At 45.6% G+C, this 15,446-nt stretch carries 19 protein-coding genes; 18 read left to right on the top strand and 1 reads right to left on the bottom strand.

What is annotated here, in order from left to right:
- The first annotated feature begins 6 nt into the window (after nt 1-6).
- From dnaK to deoC, 6 genes are all read left to right on the top strand, one after another.
- The gene (dnaK, locus tag GGR02_RS06585; protein ID WP_183183942.1) at nt 7-1,830 is read left to right on the top strand and encodes a molecular chaperone DnaK; all 1,824 of its coding nucleotides are present in this window, start codon (nt 7-9) and stop codon (nt 1,828-1,830) included.
- 116 nt (nt 1,831-1,946) lie between these two features.
- Nucleotides 1,947-3,089 carry a molecular chaperone DnaJ gene (dnaJ, locus tag GGR02_RS06580; protein WP_183183941.1) on the top strand — a complete coding sequence of 381 codons (1,143 nt, stop codon included), beginning with the start codon at nt 1,947-1,949 and terminating at the stop codon, nt 3,087-3,089.
- Complete coding sequence (gene prmA / locus GGR02_RS06575) at nt 3,086-4,024, top strand: 50S ribosomal protein L11 methyltransferase (RefSeq protein WP_183183940.1); 939 nt, start codon at nt 3,086-3,088, stop codon at nt 4,022-4,024. Before dnaJ ends, prmA begins: the two co-directional genes overlap by 4 nt.
- A gap of 15 nt (nt 4,025-4,039) precedes the next feature.
- Complete coding sequence (locus GGR02_RS06570) at nt 4,040-4,792, top strand: 16S rRNA (uracil(1498)-N(3))-methyltransferase (protein ID WP_183183939.1); 753 nt, start codon at nt 4,040-4,042, stop codon at nt 4,790-4,792.
- Between the two features lie 10 nt (nt 4,793-4,802).
- Nucleotides 4,803-6,155 (top strand): tRNA (N(6)-L-threonylcarbamoyladenosine(37)-C(2))-methylthiotransferase MtaB, encoded by a 1,353-nt coding sequence (mtaB, locus tag GGR02_RS06565; protein ID WP_183183938.1) that lies wholly within the window; start codon nt 4,803-4,805, stop codon nt 6,153-6,155.
- A 130-nt stretch (nt 6,156-6,285) separates the two neighbouring features.
- Nucleotides 6,286-6,957: a deoxyribose-phosphate aldolase gene (gene deoC, locus GGR02_RS06560; protein WP_183183937.1), complete on the top strand. Its 672-nt coding sequence runs from the start codon at nt 6,286-6,288 to the stop codon at nt 6,955-6,957.
- On the opposite strand, the gene GGR02_RS06555 is transcribed toward deoC, so the two are convergent.
- Nucleotides 6,941-7,879 carry a Na/Pi symporter gene (locus GGR02_RS06555; protein ID WP_183183936.1) on the bottom strand — a complete coding sequence of 313 codons (939 nt, stop codon included), beginning with the start codon at nt 7,877-7,879 and terminating at the stop codon, nt 6,941-6,943. The genes deoC and GGR02_RS06555 overlap by 17 nt on opposite strands.
- 152 nt (nt 7,880-8,031) lie before the next feature.
- On the opposite strand from GGR02_RS06555, the gene rpsU reads away from it, so the two are divergent.
- The 12 genes from rpsU to GGR02_RS06495 all read left to right on the top strand — a co-directional run bounded on the left by rpsU (nt 8,032) and on the right by GGR02_RS06495 (nt 15,435).
- The gene (rpsU, locus tag GGR02_RS06550) at nt 8,032-8,205 is read left to right on the top strand and encodes a 30S ribosomal protein S21 (RefSeq protein ID WP_027407847.1); all 174 of its coding nucleotides are present in this window, start codon (nt 8,032-8,034) and stop codon (nt 8,203-8,205) included.
- Nucleotides 8,206-8,219: 14 nt separating this feature from the next.
- Nucleotides 8,220-8,663 carry a GatB/YqeY domain-containing protein gene (locus GGR02_RS06545; RefSeq protein ID WP_183183935.1) on the top strand — a complete coding sequence of 148 codons (444 nt, stop codon included), beginning with the start codon at nt 8,220-8,222 and terminating at the stop codon, nt 8,661-8,663.
- Between the two features lie 89 nt (nt 8,664-8,752).
- Nucleotides 8,753-9,034, top strand: a complete 282-nt coding sequence (yqfC, locus tag GGR02_RS06540) for a sporulation protein YqfC (RefSeq protein ID WP_183183934.1) — start codon at nt 8,753-8,755, stop codon at nt 9,032-9,034.
- 11 nt (nt 9,035-9,045) lie between these two features.
- Nucleotides 9,046-10,233 carry a sporulation protein YqfD gene (gene yqfD, locus GGR02_RS06535; RefSeq protein WP_183183933.1) on the top strand — a complete coding sequence of 396 codons (1,188 nt, stop codon included), beginning with the start codon at nt 9,046-9,048 and terminating at the stop codon, nt 10,231-10,233.
- Between the two features lie 3 nt (nt 10,234-10,236).
- A complete protein-coding gene (locus GGR02_RS06530; protein ID WP_183183932.1) occupies nt 10,237-11,199 on the top strand; it encodes a PhoH family protein in 963 nt (320 codons plus the stop codon).
- Between the two features lie 71 nt (nt 11,200-11,270).
- Nucleotides 11,271-11,741 carry an rRNA maturation RNase YbeY gene (gene ybeY / locus GGR02_RS06525; protein ID WP_183183931.1) on the top strand — a complete coding sequence of 157 codons (471 nt, stop codon included), beginning with the start codon at nt 11,271-11,273 and terminating at the stop codon, nt 11,739-11,741.
- Nucleotides 11,742-11,760: 19 nt separating this feature from the next.
- The gene (locus GGR02_RS06520) at nt 11,761-12,111 is read left to right on the top strand and encodes a diacylglycerol kinase family protein (RefSeq protein ID WP_183184014.1); all 351 of its coding nucleotides are present in this window, start codon (nt 11,761-11,763) and stop codon (nt 12,109-12,111) included.
- Nucleotides 12,112-12,216: 105 nt separating this feature from the next.
- A complete protein-coding gene (locus tag GGR02_RS06515) occupies nt 12,217-12,615 on the top strand; it encodes a cytidine deaminase (RefSeq protein WP_183183930.1) in 399 nt (132 codons plus the stop codon).
- Nucleotides 12,608-13,516 (top strand): GTPase Era, encoded by a 909-nt coding sequence (gene era, locus GGR02_RS06510; RefSeq protein WP_183183929.1) that lies wholly within the window; start codon nt 12,608-12,610, stop codon nt 13,514-13,516. The genes GGR02_RS06515 and era overlap by 8 nt, the downstream gene beginning before the upstream one ends.
- Nucleotides 13,517-13,636: 120 nt before the next feature.
- Nucleotides 13,637-13,777: a YqzL family protein gene (locus tag GGR02_RS06505; RefSeq protein ID WP_183183928.1), complete on the top strand. Its 141-nt coding sequence runs from the start codon at nt 13,637-13,639 to the stop codon at nt 13,775-13,777.
- A 28-nt stretch (nt 13,778-13,805) separates the two neighbouring features.
- Nucleotides 13,806-14,561, top strand: coding sequence for a DNA repair protein RecO (recO, locus tag GGR02_RS06500; protein ID WP_183183927.1), 756 nt, complete (start codon nt 13,806-13,808; stop codon nt 14,559-14,561).
- Nucleotides 14,562-14,799: 238 nt separating this feature from the next.
- Nucleotides 14,800-15,435, top strand: a complete 636-nt coding sequence (locus GGR02_RS06495; RefSeq protein ID WP_183183926.1) for a helix-turn-helix transcriptional regulator — start codon at nt 14,800-14,802, stop codon at nt 15,433-15,435.
- The last annotated feature ends 11 nt before the right edge of the window (nt 15,436-15,446 follow it).

Here is a 15,446-nt window from a genome sequence, read left to right as displayed (position 1 = left end):
ATTGCGATGAGCAAAATTATCGGTATTGACTTAGGAACGACAAACTCTTGCGTAGCGGTGTTAGAAGGCGGAGAGCCAAAAGTCATTCCAAACCCAGAGGGAGGTCGAACAACGCCTTCTGTCGTCGCGTTTAAAAACGGGGAACGACAAGTCGGGGAAGTGGCGAAACGCCAAGCGATTACAAACCCGAATACCGTTATTTCCATTAAGCGCCATATGGGAACAAACTACAAAGTCGAAATCGAAGGAAAACAATATACGCCGCAAGAAATTTCGGCGATGATTTTACAATACTTAAAATCGTATGCGGAAGCGTATTTAGGCGAGCCGGTGACAAAAGCGGTGATTACCGTCCCTGCTTACTTTAACGACGCGCAGCGCCAAGCGACAAAAGACGCGGGACGAATCGCAGGCCTAGAAGTCGAGCGCATCATTAACGAGCCGACAGCCGCAGCGCTTGCATACGGCTTGGATAAAATGGATGAAGACCAAACGATTCTCGTCTACGACTTAGGCGGCGGTACGTTTGACGTATCGATTTTGGAGTTAGGCGATGGCGTGTTTGAAGTAAAAGCGACAGCTGGCGATAACCATCTTGGTGGGGACGACTTCGACCAAGTCATCATTGATTACTTAGTCGAGCAGTTCAAAAAAGAGCATGGCATCGACTTATCCAAAGATAAAATGGCGCTTCAGCGTTTAAAAGACGCTGCCGAAAAAGCGAAAAAAGACCTTTCTGGTGTGACGCAAACACAAATTTCGTTGCCGTTCATTAGTGCCAACGAAACAGGGCCGTTGCATTTAGAAATGACGTTAACGCGCGCGAAATTTGAAGAATTGTCTGCTCATCTTGTCGAACGCACGATGGGACCAGTGCGCCAAGCGTTGAAAGATGCAGGCTTAACGCCAGCAGACATCGATAAAGTCATTCTAGTCGGCGGTTCGACGCGCATCCCAGCCGTTCAAGAGGCGATTAAAAAAGAAATCGGCAAAGAGCCGCATAAAGGCGTGAACCCAGACGAAGTAGTAGCGATCGGTGCAGCGATTCAAGGCGGAGTTATTGCAGGGGACGTCAAAGACGTCGTATTACTAGACGTTACGCCGCTTTCGCTAGGGATTGAAACAATGGGAGGCGTCTTTACGAAACTAATTGAGCGCAATACGACCATCCCAACAAGCAAATCACAAATTTTCTCGACGGCAACAGATAACCAAACGGCGGTAGACATTCACGTTTTGCAAGGGGAACGTCCGATGGCTGCCGATAACAAAACGCTCGGGCGCTTCCAATTAACCGACATTCCGCCAGCACCTCGTGGCGTACCGCAAATTGAAGTAACGTTCGACATTGACGCGAACGGAATTGTCCACGTGCGCGCGAAAGATTTAGGCACAAATAAAGAGCAGTCGATTACGATTAAAACATCGTCTGGTCTTTCAGAGGAAGAAATTCAGCGCATGATTCGCGAGGCAGAAGAAAATGCGGAAGCGGACAGAAAGCGGAAAGAAGCGGCAGATCTTCGCAACGAAGCCGATCATTTAGTGTTCACAACAGAAAAAACGTTAAAAGAAGTGCAAGGAAAAGTCGACGAAGCGGAAGTGAAAAAAGCGCAAGAAGCAAAAGACGCATTAAAAGCAGCGCTTGAGAAAAACGACCTCGACGACATTCGGGCGAAAAAAGATGCCCTTCAAGAAATCGTGCAGCAGTTATCGATTAAACTATATGAACAAGCAACAAAACAAGCGCAACAACAAGGCGCTGACGGCACTGCCAAAAAAGACGACAACGTCGTCGATGCGGAATTTGAAGAAGTAAAAGACGATAAGTAAACACGAAAAAGTCAAAGTCAGGCCTGCCTTGGCTTTGACTTTTTCATTTCTATTGCATATGCCAAGAAGCGAATGGTACAATTAATTTTATGTGAGTGAATCGGGAGTGGGTGATGATGACGAAACGAGATTATTATGAAATTCTCGGAGTAAGCAAAAACGCGACAAAAGATGAAATTAAAAAAGCATATCGAAAACTGTCGAAGCAATACCATCCGGACGTCAATAAAGAGCCGGGAGCGGAAGAGAAGTTTAAAGAAATTAAAGAAGCGTACGAAGTATTAAGCGATGACCAAAAACGGGCACACTACGACCAATTTGGTCATGCTGACCCGAACCAAGGGTTTGGCGGGTTCCGCAGCGACGATTTTGATTTTGGCGGCTTTAGCGGATTTGGCGGTTTTGAAGATATTTTCACGTCCTTTTTTGGCGGCGGAAGACGTCGTGACCCGAACGCCCCACGTGCGGGCGCAGATTTGCAATATACGATGACGCTGACGTTTGAAGAAGCGGCGTTCGGAAAAGAGACGGACATCGAAATTCCGCGCGAAGAAACGTGCGACACATGCCACGGCTCTGGCGCAAAACCAGGCACGAAAAAAGAAACGTGCGCACATTGCCACGGGACAGGGCAAATAAGCGTCGAACAAGTGACGCCGTTTGGCCGAATCGTTAACCGAAGAGCGTGCCATTATTGCGGTGGGACAGGGCAATTCATTAAAGAAAAATGTACGACGTGCGGCGGAAAGGGGCGCGTGAAAAAGCGGAAGAAAATTCACGTCAAAATTCCAGCCGGAATTGATGACGGCCAGCAATTGCGCGTAGCCGGTCAAGGAGAACCGGGAGTAAACGGCGGACCATCAGGCGATTTATATATCGTGTTCCACGTCGAACCGCACGAATTTTTCGAGCGCGATGGCGACGACATTTATTGCGAAATGCCGTTGACGTTCGCCCAAGCAGCGCTCGGTGACGAATTAGAAGTGCCGACATTGCATGGAAAAGTGAAGCTGAAAATTCCAGCAGGGACGCAAACAGGCACGAAATTCCGCCTCAAAGGAAAAGGGGTGCCGAACGTCCGCGGTTACGGAAACGGCGACCAGCATGTCATCGTTCGCGTCGTTACGCCAACGAAACTGACGGAAAAACAAAAGCAACTGTTGCGAGAATTTGATCAATTAGGCGGACACCAAATGCATCAAACGCAAGACAGCTTTTTTGAAAAAGTAAAAAAAGCGTTTAAAGGGGAACATTTATGAAATGGTCAGAAATTAGCATCCATACGACACATGAAGCGGTTGAGGCGATTTCGAACATTTTGCACGAAGCAGGTGCTGGCGGCGTCGTCATTGAAGATCCGTTCGATTTAACGAAAGAACGCGATACGCAATTTGGCGAAATTTACGAGTTGAATCCGGACGACTATCCGGAAGAAGGGGTCGTGATAAAAGCGTATTTGCCAGTGAATAGCTTTTTAGGGGAAACGGTCGAGGCAATTAAAGAAGCGATTAACAACTTAATGCTTTACAACATCGACGTCGGACGAAATAAAGTGACGATTAGCGAAGTGAACGAAGAAGAATGGGCCACTGCTTGGAAAAAATATTATAATCCGGTGAAAATTTCAGAGCGATTTACGATCGTACCAACGTGGGAAACGTATGAACGCGTATCGACCGATGAATTAATTATTGAATTAGACCCTGGAATGGCGTTTGGAACAGGGACGCATCCGACGACGGTCATGTGCATTCAAGCGCTTGAAAAGTGTGTGCAACCGGGGGATACGGTCATCGATGTCGGCACCGGGTCTGGCATTTTAAGCATTGCCGCGGCGATGCTTGGGGCGAAATGTGTGCGAGCGCTCGATCTAGATCCGGTTGCCGTCGATAGCGCGAAATTAAATGTCAAGCTAAATAAAGTGCACCATGTCGTGACGGTGATGCAAAATAATTTACTTGATCATATCGAGCAAACGGCAAACGTCATTGTCGCTAATATTTTAGCCGAAATTATTTTGCGCTTTGTCGATGATGCGTATCGTTTGCTAGAGCCGAACGGGTATTTCATCACGTCTGGAATTATTCAAGCGAAAAAACAAGAAGTAAAAGACGGGCTTGTAAACGCAGGGTTTACGATTGAAGAAACGTTGACGATGGAAGATTGGGTCGCATTTATCGCAAGAAAAGCGTGAAAAGAAGGTGTCATTTTGCAACGGTATTTTGTGTCAAGTGACCAGATCAACAACCATGAGCAAATCGTCATCACTGGGGACGATTATCACCATATCGTTCGCGTGATGCGGATGAGTGAAGGGGACGAAGTGATTTGCAGCAATGGAAATGGCTTGTCTGCTTTGTGTGAAATTGAACAAATTACCAATGAGAGCGTCATCGCTCGTGTTATAGAATGGAAAGAAGAGCGAACAGAATTGCCGGCGCAGATTTACATTGCTCACGGTCTACCGAAAGCGGATAAATTGGAGCTCGTCATTCAAAAAGGAACGGAGCTGGGCGCTTTTGCGTTTATTCCGTTTTTAGCCGCTCGTTCTGTCGTGAAATGGGAAGAAAAAAAAGCGGAAAAAAAGCTTGAGCGTTGGCAAAAAATCGCGAAAGAAGCGGCAGAGCAAGCGCATCGAGCGAACGTACCGCATGTATATGCCCCGATGACGATTCGCGAGCTCGTTGAGTTTGCCAAAACGTGCGACTACCGGCTCGTGGCGTATGAAGAAGAGGCGAAAAACGGCGAAGCGGCTGCGCTAAAAACGGTGCTTCAGCAAATGAAGCAAGGGCAGTCGCTTATTGTCGTGTTTGGCCCGGAAGGCGGTTTCGCTGGGCAAGAAATGGAGTTGTTTCGAAGCCACGGCTTTTTGGCGTGCGGGCTTGGTCCGCGCATTTTGCGCACGGAAACAGCTCCGCTTTACGTATTGGCAGCGGCATCGTATGAGTGGGAATTAAAGTGAGGTGAGAACAATGCCAACAGTGGCATTTCATACGTTAGGATGTAAAGTAAATCATTACGAAACAGAAGCGATTTGGCAACTGTTTAAGCAAGCAGGATATGAGCGAAAAGAGTTTGAAAGCCATGCGGACGTGTACGTCATTAATACGTGCACGGTGACAAATACTGGGGACAAAAAAAGCCGTCAAGTCATTCGCCGCGCAATCCGGCAAAATCCAGATGCGGTCGTTTGCGTCACGGGTTGTTATGCGCAAACGTCGCCGGCGGAAGTGATGGCGATTCCTGGAGTGGACGTCGTCATCGGAACGCAAGACCGTGCGAAAATTTTGGACTATATCGAGCGATTTAAGCGGGAGCGCCAACCGATTAACGGCGTCGGCAACATTATGAAAACGCGCGTATACGAAGAATTAGACGTGCCGGCATTTACCGACCGGACGCGGGCATCGTTAAAAATTCAAGAAGGGTGCAACAACTTCTGCACGTTTTGCATCATTCCGTGGGCGCGCGGCTTAATGCGTTCACGCGATCCAAAAGAAGTCATTCGCCAAGCGCAGCAGCTTGTGGATGCGGGTTATAAAGAAATTGTGTTGACTGGCATCCATACGGGTGGATACGGCGAAGATATGAAAGATTATAATTTTGCGGCGCTGCTTCGCGACCTTGACGAGCAAGTCATCGGGTTGAAACGAATTCGCATTTCCTCGATTGAAGCAAGCCAAATTACGGATGAAGTAATCGATGTATTGAAACAATCGGATAAAATCGTCCGCCATTTGCACATTCCGTTACAGTCCGGCTCGAATACGGTGTTGAAGCGGATGCGTCGCAAATATACGACGGAATTTTTTGCCGAGCGGTTGGCGCGTTTACGCGAAGTATTTCCAGAGTTAGCCGTCACTTCAGATGTCATCGTCGGATTCCCTGGGGAAACCGAAGAAGAATTTATGGAAACATTTCACTTTATTCGCGACCAACGTTTTTCTGAACTGCACGTTTTCCCGTATTCCAAACGAACAGGCACGCCAGCGGCGAGAATGCCAGACCAAGTGGACGAAGACGTGAAAAATGAGCGCGTCCATCGGCTAATTGCGCTTTCTGACCAACTAGCAAAAGAATACGCGTCGCAGTTTGAAGGACATGTGCTCGAAGTCATTCCAGAAGAACCTTACAAAGAAGAGCCAAATAGCGGGTTATACGTCGGGTATACGGATAACTATTTAAAAGTGAAATTCCCGGCGACGGAAGAGATGGTCGGGCAGCTTGTGAAAGTAAAAATTACGAAAGCGGGCTATCCGTATAATGAAGGGGAATTTGTCCGCGTTTTGTCCGATTCGGTAGAAAATATAAAATTAAGCTCCTAACCCAGCGTGTCGCTGGGTTTCTTTCGGTTTCGTCATTTTTCGTCATTTTTTCGGGAAAACTAGTTTTTGAAATGAAAAAGTGGTATGATGATAGAGGTCAGACTTCTGTTAGTCAGAAAGGAGAGTTACAATGGCAACGAACATTGCGAAAATGATTGACCACACGCTCTTGAAAGCGAATACAACGAAAGCGCAAATCGTGCAATTGTGTGAAGAAGCGAAAGAGTATAGATTTGCGTCTGTTTGTGTCAATCCGACATGGGTGGCGACAGCAGCTGAGTTACTAAAAGGAACCGATGTAAAAGTATGTACCGTCATCGGCTTTCCGCTCGGAGCGAATACACCAGAAACGAAAGCGTTTGAAACGAAAGATGCGATTGAAAAAGGGGCAACCGAGGTTGATATGGTCATTAATATCGGCGCACTAAAAGATGGTGACGATGCATTAGTGGAGCGCGACATTCGTGCCGTAGTCGAAGCGGCAAAAGGAAAAGCGCTTGTGAAAGTAATCATTGAAACATGCTTGCTTTCTGAAGAAGAAAAAGTACGCGCTTGCCGTCTAGCGGTGCAAGCAGGTGCTGATTACGTGAAAACATCGACAGGGTTTTCCACCGGCGGTGCAACGGTCGAAGATATCGCGCTCATGCGAAAAACGGTTGGTCCGAATATTGGGGTGAAAGCGTCGGGCGGCGTTCGCGATCTTCAAGGGGCGGAAGCGATGATAGAAGCTGGCGCAACGCGCATCGGCACAAGCTCCGGCGTGGCAATCGTTCAAGGGAAAACAGCTACGACCGATTATTAATCCCGTGAACAACATAAACCCACCATTCAATCCAACGGGTAAACGGCAGCGCAACAACGGAGCAAATGACGTTAAATAAGACGCTTGCGTGCGCTAATTGCACATCGGGCGAATACGCAAAGAGGCTAACGAGCTTGGCAAATGGAGCAATGAATAACGAAAAAATACCGACGCCGACAATGTTGAGCCATAAATGCGTATAGGCGGTGAATTTTGCTTCTCGGCTTGCACCGATGCTCGCTAATAAAGCGGTGACGCACGTGCCGATATTAGCGCCAAGCAAAATGGCAATGCCAGCTGGCAGCGTCAGTAATTGTTCGCTGAGAAACCCCATGGCGATGCCGATCGTCGCAGCGCTTGATTGAATGATGGCAGTCAACACGGTGCCGACGAGAATGCCGGCGATATACGAGCGGTTCGTTTGTTGTAGCCATTCATGGACGAAAGGAGTGGTGGAAAGCGGTTTGGCCAAGGCGCTGAACCCTTCCATCGCGAAAAATAAACAAGCAAGCCCAATGAGCGTCATGCCGATGCTATATCCGATACGATGGCGTACAAAAAAGACGAGAAACGCCCCGATGAGTAATAGTGGGATGATGCTAGCACCAACATCAAGGGTGATAAGTTCGGTTGTAATTGTCGAACCGATATTGCTTCCTAAAATGATGCCAATCGATTGCTGGAACGTTAAATAGCCGGTCGAAACAAGCCCGACGGTAAGCACCATCATCGCCGAGCTGCTTTGTAGTAGCGCCGTGGCAACCGTTCCGGTCAGGAAGCTTTGAATAGGCGTTTTCGTAAAATGCAATATCCATCGCTTTAACCGATGACCAGATAGTACATAAAGCCCTGACTTCATCATGAGCATGCCAAGCAAAAACATACCAAGATGAATCAAAAATAAAATGAATATACGTCCCATCGCTCTCCCTCCTTCTTCACCATTGTATGGACAAGGAAGGGAGATGATGACAGCTTTTTTAGTTGACCTCTTCTAAGGGATGTATTATAATTGACAAGTACATGTTTTGTACTACAAATGCAAGTGTTGTTGTTCGGAGGGAGGGAAGTAGGATGTCAAAAACAATCGTTCGCAAAAACGAATCGCTTGAAGATGCTCTTCGTCGCTTCAAACGTGCTGTTTCCAAAACAGGTACGTTACAAGAAGCAAGAAAGCGTGAATTCTATGAAAAGCCAAGCGTAAGACGTAAGAAAAAGTCTGAAGCGGCTAGAAAGCGCAAGCATTAAAAGAGGGTGTATTTATGAGTCTTCTTGAACGTCTAAACGATGATATGAAGCAAGCGATGCGAAACAAAGAAAAGGAAAAACTCTCCGTCATTCGGATGGTGAAAGCGGCGTTGCAAAACGAAGCGATTAAACTTGGCAAAACGTTATCTGAAGACGAAGAGCTGACCGTACTTGCTCGTGAATTAAAACAGCGTAAAGACTCCCTCCAAGAATTCGAAAACGCTGGTCGTTCAGACCTTGTTGACAAAACAAAGGAAGAAATTCGCATACTTCAACTATACATGCCAAAGCAGCTTAGTGAAGAAGAACTGGCAGAAATCATTCGACAAACGATTGCCGAAGTCGGTGCTTCTTCGAAAGCGGATATGGGCAAAGTGATGGGAGCAATCATGCCAAAAGTAAAAGGAAAAGCGGATGGCTCTCTCGTCAACAAACTTGTACAACAATATTTATCATAAAAGACTGCCTTGCCTTGCAAGGCGGTCTTTTTTTTAGTGCTATCCCCCTTTTTTTTCTCATATGTATGAGATGAAAGGGGGTTCTTTTAATGAAAAAATGGCGGCAACAAGTGAAAAAATGGCTCGCAAATCAGTTAGAATTACCGGCCGATGTTGTCATGGACCTTCCTCGGATTACGATGATTGGACATATACATATTTACATTGAAAACCATCGCGGGTTATTGACGTTTAGCGATAAAGAACTGCGTTTGCTGCTAAAGCAAGGCCAACTCCTCGTTCGCGGCGAAGAGTTTGTTATTAAAACGATTTTACCTGAAGAAATTTTACTCGAAGGAAAAATTCAGCAAGTCGTTTATTTGGACCAATGAGGAGGAAGACGATGAAAAACACATGGGCTCATTTTTTTACCGGAAGCGTCCAAGTGACTATACAAGGAAGAGGGACGGAACGATTGGTGAACGCCTGTTTGCGAAACGGAATGACCGTTTGGAACGTACGAAAAATAGGGGAAGATAAACTCACATTTTTTATGTTGCTAAAAGACGTTCCACGCCTTCGGCCGATTGTCCGTCAAAGTGAATGCAAGCTCTCTTTTGGCAGAAGAAGCGGGTTTCCGTTTCTTCTGAAGAAAACGTTCGCTAATTTCGGTTTTTTGCTCGGTATTTTTTTATTTTTGGCGGTAGTGTTTTTGTTATCCAATATGGTATGGGGCGTGCATGTACAGGGGGCGAAGCCGGAAACAGAACATCGCATTTTAAAAGAACTGAAGCAAATGGGGGTAGAAAAAGGGGCGTTTCAATTTCTTCTTGACCCGCCGGAAATAATCCAAAAAAAATTAACCGATCGCATCGATACGCTCACGTGGGTAGGAGTTGAACTAAGAGGGACGACGTTTTATTTTCAAGTCGTTGAAAAAAAACAACCAAAAGAGCCGGAACAAATACCGATTCGCCATTTAGTCGCAAAAAAGAAAGCAGTCATTACCGATTTGTTCGTGGAAGAGGGGCAACCGCTCGTTTCCGTCCATGACCATGTAGAAAAAGGGCAACTATTAGTATCCGGCATTATCGGAAAAGAAGGGCAAACGAAATTTGTACCTGCGAAAGGAAAAATTTTTGGCGAAACATGGTACAAGTCTACCGTTGTCCTTCCATTAGAGGCAGTGTTTCACGTTTTTACTGGAAAATATGTCGAAAAACATTATCTTTCTATCCAATCTTTCGCCATTCCTGTTTGGGGATTTCAAAAGCTGTCGTTTGCTCATTACGAAACGGAATCGCAAAAGCGACCGCTTCGTTTTTGGAAATGGGAGCTGCCGATTGTTTATGAGCGTGTTATTTACCGCGAAACAGAACAAGTGAAACGAAGTTATTCATGGAACGAGGCGTTTCAACAAGCGAAAAAAATCGCCAGAAAAGAGTTGCAGGCAAAATTAGACGACGACGCTTCCATTAAAGATGAAAAGGTTTTGCATGCGGAGAAAGAGAATGGTAAAGTAAAAGTAGAAATGTATTATGAAGTTCATGAAAACATTGCGCAACCACAACCTATTGTTCAAGGAGATTGAGGAATGTCAGAAGAGTTTGTCACGATTAGCCAGCAAATCGAAAATCCAAACGAAGCGATTTCGCTTTTTGGCATTCATGATGCCCATTTGAAGCGAATCGAACAAGAATTGGCTGTTTCGATTGTGACGCGCGGCGGTGTCGTCAACGTTTCCGGCAGCCACGAACACGTTCAGCTTGTCGATGACGTCTTGCGCCAGTTGCTTCGCGTCATTCGCAAAGGAATTGCGATTAGCGAGCGAGACGTTATGTACGCCGTGCAAATGGCGAAAAACGGAACGATTGAATATTTTTTAGAACTGTATGACGAAGAAATTACAAAAAATGCAAAAGGAAAACCGGTTCGCGTCAAAACGTTAGGACAGCGGCAGTATATTACGGCAATTAAGCAGCACGACCTTGTGTTTGGCATCGGCCCGGCAGGAACAGGGAAAACGTACTTAGCGGTTGTGATGGCTGTACAGGCGTTGAAAACAGGGCAAGTTAAGCGCATTATTTTAACGCGTCCGGCTGTCGAAGCAGGGGAAAATTTAGGATTTTTGCCAGGGGACTTAAAAGAAAAAGTCGACCCGTATTTACGTCCGCTTTACGATGCGTTGCACGATGTATTAGGGGCTGACCATACACAACGCCTCATTGAACGCGGAACGATCGAAATCGCTCCGCTTGCGTACATGCGCGGTCGGACGTTAGAGGATGCGTTCGTCATTTTAGACGAGGCGCAAAATACGACCCCTTCACAAATGAAAATGTTTTTAACCAGGCTTGGTTTCGGCTCGAAGATGGTCATTACCGGCGATATTTCGCAAGTCGATTTACCAAAAGGCGTTCCGTCAGGACTTGCGGTGGCGAAAGATATTTTAGCAGCGGTAAGCGGCATTTCGTTCGTTTTTCTTGAACAGTCCGACGTCGTTCGCCATCCGCTCGTCGGGAAAATTATTGAAGCGTACGACCAAGCTGGTATATAATAGAAATGTCAGGCCCATCTTGCGCATGGGTCTCTTTTTGTCCAAACTATCAATAGAAAAGGGGAAGACCTATGGCTCTATCCATCGATTGGATTGATGAAACAGGAGAAGTAACCGACGAACAAATTCAAACGCTCGAGCAATTGTTATGCTATGCGGCTGAAGTCGAGCAAGTGCCAGACGGTGCGGAGGTGAGCGTGTCGTTTGTTGATAACGAACAAATCCAGATCATTAACCGTGACTACCGCGGAAAAGACCAGCCGACCGATGTCATTTCCTTTGCTCTTGAAGAAATGGGAGAAGGCGAAATAGAAATTATCGGAGCGGACATCCCACCAGTGCTCGGCGACATTATTATTTCTATCCCGAAAGCAAAAGAGCAGGCAACGGAGTATGGGCATTCGTTCATGCGCGAACTCGGCTTTTTAGCGGTGCATGGCTTTTTGCATTTGCTTGGGTATGACCACGAAACAGAAAAAGAAGAAAAAGAAATGTTTGCAAAACAAGAACAAATTCTTGAAAAATATGGGTTAAAGCGATAAATGTATGAGCAAGCCGAACATGAAATGGAAACGGTTTCTTGATGCGTGGACAGGAATTGTCGTTGCCGTAAAAGAAGAAGCGCACATGAAAATTCATTTGTTGGCTGCTTTTATTGTCGTATTGCTTGCATATATTTTCCGCCTTTCCGTGCAGGAATGGCTCGTGTTGTTAGTCGTTATCGCGCTCGTCATTAGTTTAGAGTTAATGAACACAGCGGTTGAACGCGCTGTTGATTTAGTGACGAAAGAGTTTCATCCGCTTGCGAAAGCGGCAAAAGATATTGCTGCCGGAGCGGTACTTGTTGCAGCAGTAGTCGCAGGAATTGTCGGGGCGATTATTTTTCTTCCCCACATCGTTAACAAGTGGTAAAATTCTAATTTTTCTGTTAATTTTCTTGCGAAGAAAGATGAAATTTTTCTCAATTTCTTGTAAAATAAAGAAAGAGGCAAGTGCCTCGAAAGGAAGGAAAGCAGCATGGAAATGACACAATTAGTCGCAGAAGCAAAAAAAGCACGGGAATATGCGTACGCCCCTTACTCCAAATTTCAAGTCGGTGCTGCACTACTAACAGTAGATGGAAAAATATATCACGGATGCAATATTGAAAATGCAGCGTACAGTTTATGCAATTGTGCAGAGCGCACCGCTTTATTTAAAGCCTATTCGGAAGGGGCGCGCGAATATGCAGCGCTTGCGGTCATCGCCGATACTTCCCGTCCAGTTCCGCCGTGCGGGGCGTGCCGCCAAGTCATTGCGGAGTTGTGTCCGCCAAATATGAAAGTAATTTTAGCCAATTTGAAAGGCGACGTAACGGAACTAACGGTGAAAGAACTATTACCAGGAGCATTTTCAGCGGAGGATTTACATGAGTAGAGAAGGATTTAAATCAGGATTCGTTTCCATTATCGGGAGACCGAACGTTGGAAAATCAACGTTTTTAAACCGTGTCATCGGCCAAAAAATTGCGATTATGAGCGATAAACCGCAGACGACACGCAATAAAATTCAAGGCGTTTATACGACCGATGATGCGCAAATCATTTTTATCGATACGCCAGGAATTCATAAGCCAAAGCATAAGCTCGGCGATTTTATGATGAAAGTAGCACAAAACGCTTTAAAAGAAGTCGATGTCATTTTGTTTATGATTAACGCCGAAGAAGGATTCGGTCGTGGCGACGCCTTTATTATCGAGCGGCTGAAGGAAGTGAATACGCCGGTATTTTTAGTCGTGAACAAAATCGACCAAATCCATCCAGACGACTTATTGCCGCTTATCGATCGCTATCGGTCGCTCTATTCGTTTGCGGAAGTTGTGCCGATTTCAGCGCTGCAAGGGAACAACGTCGAAACGCTGATCGAGCAAATTAAGTCGTATTTGCCGGAAGGTCCGCAATATTACCCGGCCGACCAAGTAACTGACCACCCAGAACGGTTTATTATTGCGGAGTTGATTCGCGAAAAAGCGCTTCATTTGACGCGTGAAGAAGTGCCGCATTCGATTGCTGTTGTTATTGATTCCATCGAACGCCGCGAAGATAGCCAGACGGTATACGTCGGGGCAACGATTATCGTCGAGCGCGATTCACAAAAAGGAATTATTATTGGAAAACAAGGGCGAATGCTAAAAGAAATTGGACAGCGCGCCCGCGTAGACATTGAGGCGCTGCTTGGGTCGAAAGTATTTTTAGAGCTTTGGGTGAAAGTGCAAAAAGATTGGCGCAATAAATTGTCGCAGCTTCGCGATTTCGGGTTTAGGGAAGACGAGTATTAACAAATTTTATATAACATAAATCATTTGCCGTAATGCCAACCTAATAAATAGCTCGGGCGAGTGTTTATGGCGATTTGCCGACAACACAGAAAGATCCTGCAGGCGGAAAGGTGTGGTTCAATGCTTGAGTTTACGTGGAAGCTGTTCAGCCAAACAGGAAATATCGACACGTATCTCCTTTTTAAAGAGCTTGAAAAAGAGCATCAACCAAAAGATGAGCAAGAGCAAGAGTTGACAGAAATGGACCAGCCGATTTTCTAAGCTGCTTTTCAGCTTGGTGGTGATTGCATTGTTGGAAAAATGCGAAGCGATTGTGCTTCGAACAGTAGATTACGGGGAAACGAACAAGATTGTGACGTTATGGACAAGGGAATGGGGGAAGGTGGCTGTCATGGCTCGCGGTGCCAAAAAGCCGAGCAGCCGCCTTTCGTCTGTCACGCAGTTGTTTACATACGGATATTATTTAGTGCAAAAAAGCCGCGGGGTTGGCAGCTTGCAGCAAGCGGAAATTATCGATTCGTTGCGCGGCATTCGGGAAAATATTTTCGCTACCGCCTATGCTTCGTATATTGTCGAGTTGACGGACAAAGTGACAGAAGAGCAGCGCCCGAATCCATATTTGTTTGAGTTGCTGCTGCAAACATTAAAATATATGAACGATGGGTTGGATTTAGAAATCCTTACATATATTTATGAGATGAAAATGTTGCGCGTTATGGGGCTGTATCCGACGCTTGATTGTTGTGCCGTCTGTAAACAAACAGAAGGAACGTTTTCATTTTCGCTGAAAGAGGGAGGGTTTCTTTGTCATCGTTGCGAAGCGACCGACCCTCATCGGCTGCCACTTTCTCCTGCGGCGGTAAAACTGTTGCGTCTGTTTTATTATTTAGATTTGTCACGGCTTGGGAAAATTTCTGTGAAGGAAGAGACAAAAAAAGAATTGAACCGCATCATTTCCGCCTATTACGATGAATACTCCGGTCTTTCATTAAAAACAAAACGCTTTTTAACGCAAATCGAGCAGTTAAAAAATCATTTGCAATAAAAGAAGGTGTCCCAAAAGGATCGGGACACCTTTTCCCATTACCTCATATCGGTATAAAACAATAGGTTGTGTTTTGTTTAAGGGAAATCCCCCTTTTGGCTCGGCTCTTTTTCCCTTCCACGGTCATTTTCGCGTTTCGTTTTTTTGAATTTTCGTGATTTCTCCTTTGCAAAGTGGGGAATTAAGTTATAATATTTTCGTATACGTATGTCTTTTTTAGTTTTTCGTAAGGTGGTGAATGACAATCGAACTAAATAAGCGCCAAGAGCAAATTTTGCAAATCGTCAAGGATCATGGACCGATTACTGGGGAGAGCATTGCGGAGAAATTAAATTTAACACGGGCAACGCTTCGTCCTGATTTGGCGATTTTAACGATGGCCGGCTATTTGGAAGCGAGACCGAGAGTCGGCTATTTTTATACAGGAAAAACGGGTACTCAGCTTCTTGCCGATCGGCTGAAAAAACTAAAAGTATGTGATTATCAATCGATTCCTGTTGTTGTGAATGAAAACGTTAGCGTGTATGATGCTATCGTTACGATGTTTTTAGAAGACGTAGGGACGTTATTCGTCGTTGATGAAGAGTCGCTTTTAGCCGGCGTTTTGTCGCGAAAAGACTTGTTGCGGACGAGCATCGGCAAACAAGAGCTTACGTCCATTCCAGTAAATATTATTATGACAAGAATGCCAAATATTACAGTCTGCTATAAAGACGATTTATTAATCGATGTTGCCGAACGGTTAATTGAGAAACAAATTGATGCGATGCCGGTTGTAAAAAAGACGGAAAAAGGATTTGAAGTCATCGGCAGAATTACAAAAACGAACATTACGAAAGCGTTTGTTGCGTTAGCGAAAGATGATTTGCTGTAAGGAGGTTGGGG

This window comes from Anoxybacteroides voinovskiense, assembly GCF_014196205.1.
GTDB lineage: Bacteria > Bacillota > Bacilli > Bacillales > Anoxybacillaceae > Anoxybacteroides > Anoxybacteroides voinovskiense.
The sequence above is the reverse complement of the archived record's forward strand: the minus strand, read 5'-3'. Positions and strand labels throughout refer to the sequence as shown.

Coding starts and splice junctions, on each gene's coding strand:
- GGR02_RS06545 (WP_183183935.1), top strand. CDS start 8,220: ATGAGTCTTCTTGAACGTCTAAACGATGATATGAAGCAAGCGATGCGA.
- GGR02_RS06530 (WP_183183932.1), top strand. CDS start 10,237: ATGTCAGAAGAGTTTGTCACGATTAGCCAGCAAATCGAAAATCCAAAC.
- GGR02_RS06505 (WP_183183928.1), top strand. CDS start 13,637: ATGCTTGAGTTTACGTGGAAGCTGTTCAGCCAAACAGGAAATATCGAC.
- mtaB (WP_183183938.1), top strand. CDS start 4,803: ATGCCAACAGTGGCATTTCATACGTTAGGATGTAAAGTAAATCATTAC.
- GGR02_RS06520 (WP_183184014.1), top strand. CDS start 11,761: ATGAAATGGAAACGGTTTCTTGATGCGTGGACAGGAATTGTCGTTGCC.
- prmA (WP_183183940.1), top strand. CDS start 3,086: ATGAAATGGTCAGAAATTAGCATCCATACGACACATGAAGCGGTTGAG.
- yqfC (WP_183183934.1), top strand. CDS start 8,753: ATGAAAAAATGGCGGCAACAAGTGAAAAAATGGCTCGCAAATCAGTTA.
- ybeY (WP_183183931.1), top strand. CDS start 11,271: ATGGCTCTATCCATCGATTGGATTGATGAAACAGGAGAAGTAACCGAC.
- GGR02_RS06555 (WP_183183936.1), bottom strand. CDS start 7,879: ATGGGACGTATATTCATTTTATTTTTGATTCATCTTGGTATGTTTTTG.
- GGR02_RS06515 (WP_183183930.1), top strand. CDS start 12,217: ATGGAAATGACACAATTAGTCGCAGAAGCAAAAAAAGCACGGGAATAT.
- yqfD (WP_183183933.1), top strand. CDS start 9,046: ATGAAAAACACATGGGCTCATTTTTTTACCGGAAGCGTCCAAGTGACT.
- rpsU (WP_027407847.1), top strand. CDS start 8,032: ATGTCAAAAACAATCGTTCGCAAAAACGAATCGCTTGAAGATGCTCTT.
- GGR02_RS06495 (WP_183183926.1), top strand. CDS start 14,800: ATGACAATCGAACTAAATAAGCGCCAAGAGCAAATTTTGCAAATCGTC.
- dnaK (WP_183183942.1), top strand. CDS start 7: ATGAGCAAAATTATCGGTATTGACTTAGGAACGACAAACTCTTGCGTA.
- era (WP_183183929.1), top strand. CDS start 12,608: ATGAGTAGAGAAGGATTTAAATCAGGATTCGTTTCCATTATCGGGAGA.
- dnaJ (WP_183183941.1), top strand. CDS start 1,947: ATGACGAAACGAGATTATTATGAAATTCTCGGAGTAAGCAAAAACGCG.
- deoC (WP_183183937.1), top strand. CDS start 6,286: ATGGCAACGAACATTGCGAAAATGATTGACCACACGCTCTTGAAAGCG.